Genomic DNA, 6,102 nt, shown 5'->3' with positions numbered 1-6,102 from the left:
GCGCGAAGGTGTGCTTGAGCTGGGCGCCGACCGCGACGAGCGGAATCGTGGCGGGCCGGGGCAGCGGCATCGGGGCGGGAGCGAGGCCGCGTGCCCGGCGCACGGTGATCACGGTCCTGCCCACAGCCTGTACCACCGAGTCGTCGTAGCGTGCGCGGATCGGCCTGTCGTGGATCAGGAAGCCGTCCGCGATGCCGTCCAGTTGGAGCCGGGCCTCCGCGTCGTCCGTCGCGATCGGCTCGTCGGCGATGTTCCCACTGGTGACGACGAGGGGACGCGCCAGGTCGTGGAGCAGGAGGTGGTGCAGGCCCGTGGTGGGGAGGAACAGCCCGACCCGGTGGGTGCCCGGGTGCACGGCGGGGGCGATGGGGGAGGGAACGCGGGCATGGAGCAGCACCACGGGACGGACGGGAGAGTCGAGCAGCCGCCGCTCCGTCTTCCACACCGAGGCCAACTGCCGTGCTGCCGCGACGTCCTGGGCCATCACGGCGAACGGCTTGGAGGGGCGGCGTTTACGGCGGCGCAGCTCGGTCACGCAGGCCTGGTCGGTGGCGTCGCACACGAGTTGGTAGCCGCCGAGGCCCTTGACGGCGACGATGCCGCCCCTGCGGATCACCGTCACCGCCGCCCCCAGCGCCGCCTCTGCCTCCAGCCCGTTCCAGGAGAGCTGCGGCCCGCAGGAGGGGCAGGCGAGCGGCTCGGCGTGGAAGCGCCGGTCGGCTGGGTCGCGGTATTCGTCGGCGCAGGCCGGGCAGAGCCGGAAGTCGCGCATCGTGGTGTGGGCCCGGTCGTAGGGGAGGTCTTCGATCACCGTGGCGCGGGGGCCGCAGTTGGTGCAGTTGATGAATGGATAGCGGTAGCGGCGGTTGCCGGGGTTGAACAGTTCTTGGAGGCAGTCGGCGCAGGTCGCGGCGTCGGGCGGGATCTCGCGGGCTGCCGTGCCGTTCAGGCCGGGGGAACTGGGGCGGACGGCGAATCCTGAGCCCGGGGCGGGCGGGTGCGTGGAGGCCGCGGAGAGCAGCACCTGCCGCACGCGGGCGAGCACCGGTGCATCGGCGCCGAGCCGTCGGCCGAACCGCGCTACGGCGTCCGAGCGCCCGGCCACGGCTCCCTCGACGTGCCCACCGGTGTTGGCCACCCATCCGTCCAGGCCGAGTCCGGTGGCGAGCCGGTGCACGTATGGGCGGAAACCGACGCCCTGGACGGTGCCGAGGACGGTGAACCGAAGCGCTGACCGTTCCGGCATGGCTCTCACCTCAACTTCGGGCTGCGGCGTCGCGGTGCCGGGTGACCTCGGCCTCGACGTCCTTGGCCAGCGGTTCGACCACGGCTCCGACCGGTTCCGAGAGCCCGGCGCCGAGGGAGCTGTCGGCGCCCTCCACCGCGTACACGATCAGCCGCCCGGGCAACCGGCCCAGCACGCGGGCGAGTTCGACGGCCTCGCCGAGGCCGAGGCCGTGGGAACTCGTCGTGGGGCGCTGCAGCCGTCCGGCGTCGAGTTCGAGCCGGTGCACCAGGCCGGGGCGGGCCGGATGAGCGTGCGCGGCGTCCACGACGACCGCGAGGTCGGCGCCTTCCCAGAGTCCTATGAGCCGTGCGGGGTCGCCGTCGCACGTGGCCAGGACGGTGCCTGCGGGAAAGGGGCGGCCCGCGGCCCGTTGCCGCAGCAGTTCGATCACCGCCCAGCCCACTCCGTCGTCACGTCGGAAGTCGTTGCCGACTCCGATGACGGCGATGCGCGTAGGGATGGTCATCGCTTCCCCTTCCGTCGATCTGCTCCCACCTTGCGGAGCCCGCGCGTCGACCGGCAGGGGCCGAACGTCCCCCTCTGGGGCCGGTTCGCCCCTCCCCGTCAGCCCCCGGCAGTGGAAGCGTCCCCTATGACACGCCCCGGACGTGGGCGAACCCGGATGGGCTGGAAGGGGTGGCACTGTGGACAAGCCGGTGATCGTCGGTGTGGACGGCTCGGATCCGAGCCTGCGGGCCCTTGACTGGGCGACGGACGAGGCAGCCCTGCACGGCCTGCCCCTGTGTGTCGTCCACTCACAGGCCTGGGGATGGTACGAGGGCTACGGCCCGGCGTTCACCACCGACCGGAGTGCCCTTCGGGTGTACGGGGAGAACCTCGTCGGGTCGGCCGTGGAGCGTGCCGGTCGCCGTGCCGCGGCGGTGAAGGCGTACGGGGAACTGGTCATCGAGGACCCCGCCGCCGTACTGACCAGGATGAGCCGCGAGGCCTTCGTGGTCGTCGTGGGCGGGTTGGGAGCGGGCGGCATCGCCGGACTGCCGCTGGGCTCGGTCAGCCTCGCGGTCGCCGCCCGCGCACAGTCTCCGGTGATCGTCGTTCGCGGCGACGAACGCCACCTGCGCCGTGCCTTCGGCCGGATCGCAGTCGGCATCGACGAGCCCGAACAGGCCCGTCGCGCAGTGGAGTTCGCACTGCGAGAAGCGGAGTCGCATGGCGCCGTACTGGATGCTGTGCATGCCTGGCGCTGCCCGGCCCGGGAGGTCGCCGACCATCCGGATCACCGCTCCGACGTCGAGCGGCACCGTGCGCTGGCGGAGGGCGCGCTGGCCGAAGCCCTGCGGCCGGCCGCCCGGGTGGAGGGTGTGGTGGAAGTGCGGCCGCAGGTGGTCGAAGGCCACGCGCGCAAGGCACTCCTGGACGCGGCGCTCGCGTCCGACCTGCTCGTGGTCGGGGCCCACCGTCGCAAGAGCCACCTTGGAATGCAGCTCGGCCCGGTCAACCACGCCGTACTCCACCAAGCGGCCTGCCCGGTGGCCGTGGTGCCGCACACGTAAGCGGCCCGTGCGCGCACCGCCGGAGCGCGGCACCCGGACCTACCGATCCGACACACCGTCGAGGCAGAGGACAGATCATGACGAAAGACCGACCGGTGAACCTGGCCGCACTGGACGCCCACTGGCGGGCGGCCAACTACCTCGCCGCCGGGCAGATCTACCTGATGAGCAACCCACTCCTGACGGAGCCGCTCAGGCCCGAGCACATCAAGCCGCGCCTGCTCGGTCACTGGGGAACCTCGCCCGGTCTCAACCTGGTTCACACCCACCTCAACAGGGTGATCAAGGACCGTGGACTGGACGCCGTGTGCATCTGGGGGCCGGGTCACGGTGGACCGGCCGTGCTGGCCAACTCCTGGCTGGACGGCTCCTATGCACAGACGTACCCGGATGTGAGCCGGGACGCGGCGGGCATGGCACGGCTCTTCCGCCAGTTCTCCTTCCCCGGTGGCGTGCCCAGCCATGTGGCTCCCGAGACGCCGGGCTCCATCCACGAGGGCGGCGAACTCGGCTACTCGCTCGCCCACGCGTACGGTGCCGCCTTCGACAACCCCGGCCTGCTGGTTGCCTGCGTGATCGGCGACGGCGAGGCGGAGACCGGACCGCTCGCCGCCTCCTGGCACGCCAACAAGTTCCTCGACCCCGTCCACGACGGTGCGGTCCTGCCGATCCTCCACCTCAACGGCTACAAGATCGCCAACCCGACGGTCCTGTCCCGCATCCCCGAGGACGAACTCGACTCCCTGCTCACGGGATACGGCTACGAGCCCCTGCACGTGACCGGCTCCGACCCCGGCAAGGTCCACCTGGCCATGGCGCGTGCGATGGACCACGCCCTGGAGCGGATAGCCGAGGGCAGGCAGAGGAGCGGCCGCCCGCGCTGGCCGATGATCGTGCTGCGCACCCCCAAGGGCTGGACCGGGCCGGCGGAGGTCGACGGCGTTCCGGTCGAGGGGACGTGGCGCTCGCACCAGGTACCGCTGGCGAACGTGCGCGAAAACCCCGACCATCTACGCCAGTTGGAAGCATGGCTGCGTTCGTACCGGCCGGAGGAACTGTTCGACGGCGAGGGCCGCCCCACCGCACAGGTCCTGGCCTGCGTACCGGACGGCGATCTGCGCCTCGGCGCGAACCCGCACGCCAACGGCGGCCTGCTCACACGCGCCCTGCCCGTTCCGCCCCTTGAGCACTTCGCCGTGCCCGTCGACAAGCCGGGCGCGACACAGCACGAGCCGACCCGGGTCCTGGGCGGCCTGCTCGCCCAGGTCATGGCGGACACCGCCGGGCGCCGGGACTTCCGGGTGGTCGGCCCGGACGAGACCGAATCCAATCGCCTGGGCGCGCTGTTCGAGGTCACCGGCAAGGCGTGGCAGGCCGAGACCCTGGACACCGACGAGAACCTCAGCTCGGACGGCCGGGTGATGGAGATCCTGTCCGAGCACGTCTGCCAGGGCTGGCTGGAGGGCTACAATCTCACGGGCCGCCACGGACTGTTCTCCTGCTACGAGGCGTTCGTCCACATCGTCGACTCCATGGTCAACCAGCACATCAAGTGGCTGAAGACCTCGCGGCACCTGCCCTGGCGCGCCCCCATACCGTCCCTGAACTACCTGTTGACCTCGCACGTCTGGCGCCAGGACCACAACGGGTTCTCGCACCAGGACCCCGGCTTCGTCGACCACGTACTCAACAAGAGCCCGGACGTCGTACGCGTGTACCTGCCGCCGGACGCCAACACGCTGCTCTCGGTGGCCGACCATGTCCTGTGCTCCCGTGACTACGTCAACGTGATCGTCGCCGGAAAGCAGCCCTGCTTCGACTGGCTCTCCCTGGACCAGGCCCGTGCCCACTGCGCGCGCGGCGCCGGGATCTGGGAATGGGCCGGCACGGAGGACGGCACCCGGGAGCCCGACGTGGTCCTCGCCTGTGCCGGCGACGTGCCGACCCTGGAAGTGCTCGCCGCAGCTGCATTGCTCCGCCGCCATCTGCCCGACCTCGCGGTCCGCGTGGTCAACGTCGTCGACCTGGCGAAACTGCTGCCCCGGGAAGAACATCCGCACGGGATGGGCGACTTGGAGTACGACGCACTGTTCACCCGCGACAAGCCGGTGATCTTCGCCTACCACGGCTACCCCTGGCTGATCCACCGCCTCGCCTACCGCCGGGCCGGCCACGCGCACCTGCACGTACGCGGCTACAAGGAATCCGGCACCACGACCACGCCCTTCGACATGGTCGTACGCAACGACCTCGACCGGTACCGCCTGGTCATGGACGTCATCGACCGCGTCCCCGGCCTCGCCGCCCGCGCGGCCGCCGTCCGCCAGACCATGGCCGACACCCGCACCCGCCACCACGCCTGGATCCGCGAACACGGCACCGACCTGCCCGAGATCGCCGACTGGACCTGGACCGGCTAACCCCCTCGCACCAAGGAGGTGCGTCATGCAGCGCATCATCACCGCAGGCGTCGACGGCTCCGTCGAAAGCCTGGACGCGGCCGACTGGGCCGCCCGCGAAGCCCTCCGCCGCGGGCTGCCCCTCCACCTGCTCCACGCCGGCGACGAGCCAGCGGTTGGCACCGGGCTGCCCGAGCTGGACGCTCCGGCTGCCCGGGTGGGACACGCTCTGGAGCGGGCCGCCAGGGTGCTGGCCTTCGCCCACCCCACACTGGAGATCGTCCGCCGACAGGTGCCCGGTCCACCGGTCGCCGCCCTCCTGACCGCGGCCGAATCCTCCGAGACCCTCGCCCTGGGATCCCGCGGCTTCACCGGCTTCGCCGGATTCCTGGTCGGCTCGGTCGCCTTGGCGGTCACCGCCCGGGCCACTCGCCCGGTCGTCCTCGTGAGGGCAGGGGAGCGGGCCGAGGACGAACACTGGGACTCATCAGCCGGACCGTACCGCCCGGTCGTCCTCGGCATCGACCTGGAGCACCCGTGCGACGAGCTCATCGAGTACGCCTTCGACGCCGCGACGGCACGCCGGGCACCCCTGCACGTCCTGCACACCTGGGCGGTGCCCCTGGCCCCGTCCGGATCGGCGGTCGACCCCGAAGAGGAGAAGACGCACGCCCTGGCCGCCACGCTGATCCCGTGGCGGCACAAGTTCCCCGACACGGACGTGACGGAGCGGACGGTCCACGGTCGAGCCGCACACCACCTGCTGATGGCCTCCACCAAGGCGAGCCTGCTGATCGTCGGCCGCAGCATCCCAAGTGGCGACCGCCTGGGGCCGGTTGCCCACTCGGTGATCCACCACAGCCTGTGCCCCGTGGGCGTGGTGCCGCACATCTAGGCTGCG

At 71.6% G+C, this 6,102-nt stretch carries 5 protein-coding genes; 3 read left to right on the top strand and 2 right to left on the bottom strand.

The window, feature by feature from the left end; all coding sequences use genetic code 11:
• Together hypF and ADK54_RS42100 are read right to left on the bottom strand one after the other, a co-directional pair.
• Nucleotides 1–1,246: carbamoyltransferase HypF (gene hypF / locus ADK54_RS42105; protein ID WP_063802182.1), on the bottom strand; the 1,246-nt coding region annotated here is incomplete at its 3' end.
• 10 nt (nt 1,247–1,256) lie between these two features.
• Nucleotides 1,257–1,754: a hydrogenase maturation protease gene (locus ADK54_RS42100; RefSeq protein ID WP_053731153.1), complete on the bottom strand. Its 498-nt coding sequence runs from the start codon at nt 1,752–1,754 to the stop codon at nt 1,257–1,259.
• Between the two features lie 178 nt (nt 1,755–1,932).
• On the opposite strand from ADK54_RS42100, the gene ADK54_RS42095 reads away from it, so the two are divergent.
• The 3 genes from ADK54_RS42095 (at nt 1,933) to ADK54_RS42085 (ending at nt 6,096) form a co-directional block, all read left to right on the top strand.
• Nucleotides 1,933–2,802 carry a universal stress protein gene (locus ADK54_RS42095; protein WP_053731152.1) on the top strand — a complete coding sequence of 290 codons (870 nt, stop codon included), beginning with the start codon at nt 1,933–1,935 and terminating at the stop codon, nt 2,800–2,802.
• Between the two features lie 77 nt (nt 2,803–2,879).
• Nucleotides 2,880–5,222: a phosphoketolase gene (locus tag ADK54_RS42090; protein ID WP_053731151.1), complete on the top strand. Its 2,343-nt coding sequence runs from the start codon at nt 2,880–2,882 to the stop codon at nt 5,220–5,222.
• A 25-nt stretch (nt 5,223–5,247) separates the two neighbouring features.
• On the top strand, nt 5,248–6,096 hold the full coding sequence (locus ADK54_RS42085; protein WP_053731150.1) for a universal stress protein: 849 nt from the start codon (nt 5,248–5,250) through the stop codon (nt 6,094–6,096).
• Nucleotides 6,097–6,102 lie beyond the last annotated feature (6 nt).

The sequence above is a fragment of the Streptomyces sp. WM6378 genome, from assembly GCF_001279695.1.
Classification (GTDB): Bacteria; Actinomycetota; Actinomycetes; order Streptomycetales; family Streptomycetaceae; genus Streptomyces.
This window is presented reverse-complemented; position numbering and strand designations above follow the sequence as displayed.

Bases quoted from the DNA above. Each gene is read 5' to 3' on its own strand.
- ADK54_RS42100 (WP_053731153.1), bottom strand. From the start codon at position 1,754: ATGACCATCCCTACGCGCATCGCCGTCATCGGAGTCGGCAACGACTTC.
- ADK54_RS42090 (WP_053731151.1), top strand. From the start codon at position 2,880: ATGACGAAAGACCGACCGGTGAACCTGGCCGCACTGGACGCCCACTGG.
- ADK54_RS42085 (WP_053731150.1), top strand. From the start codon at position 5,248: ATGCAGCGCATCATCACCGCAGGCGTCGACGGCTCCGTCGAAAGCCTG.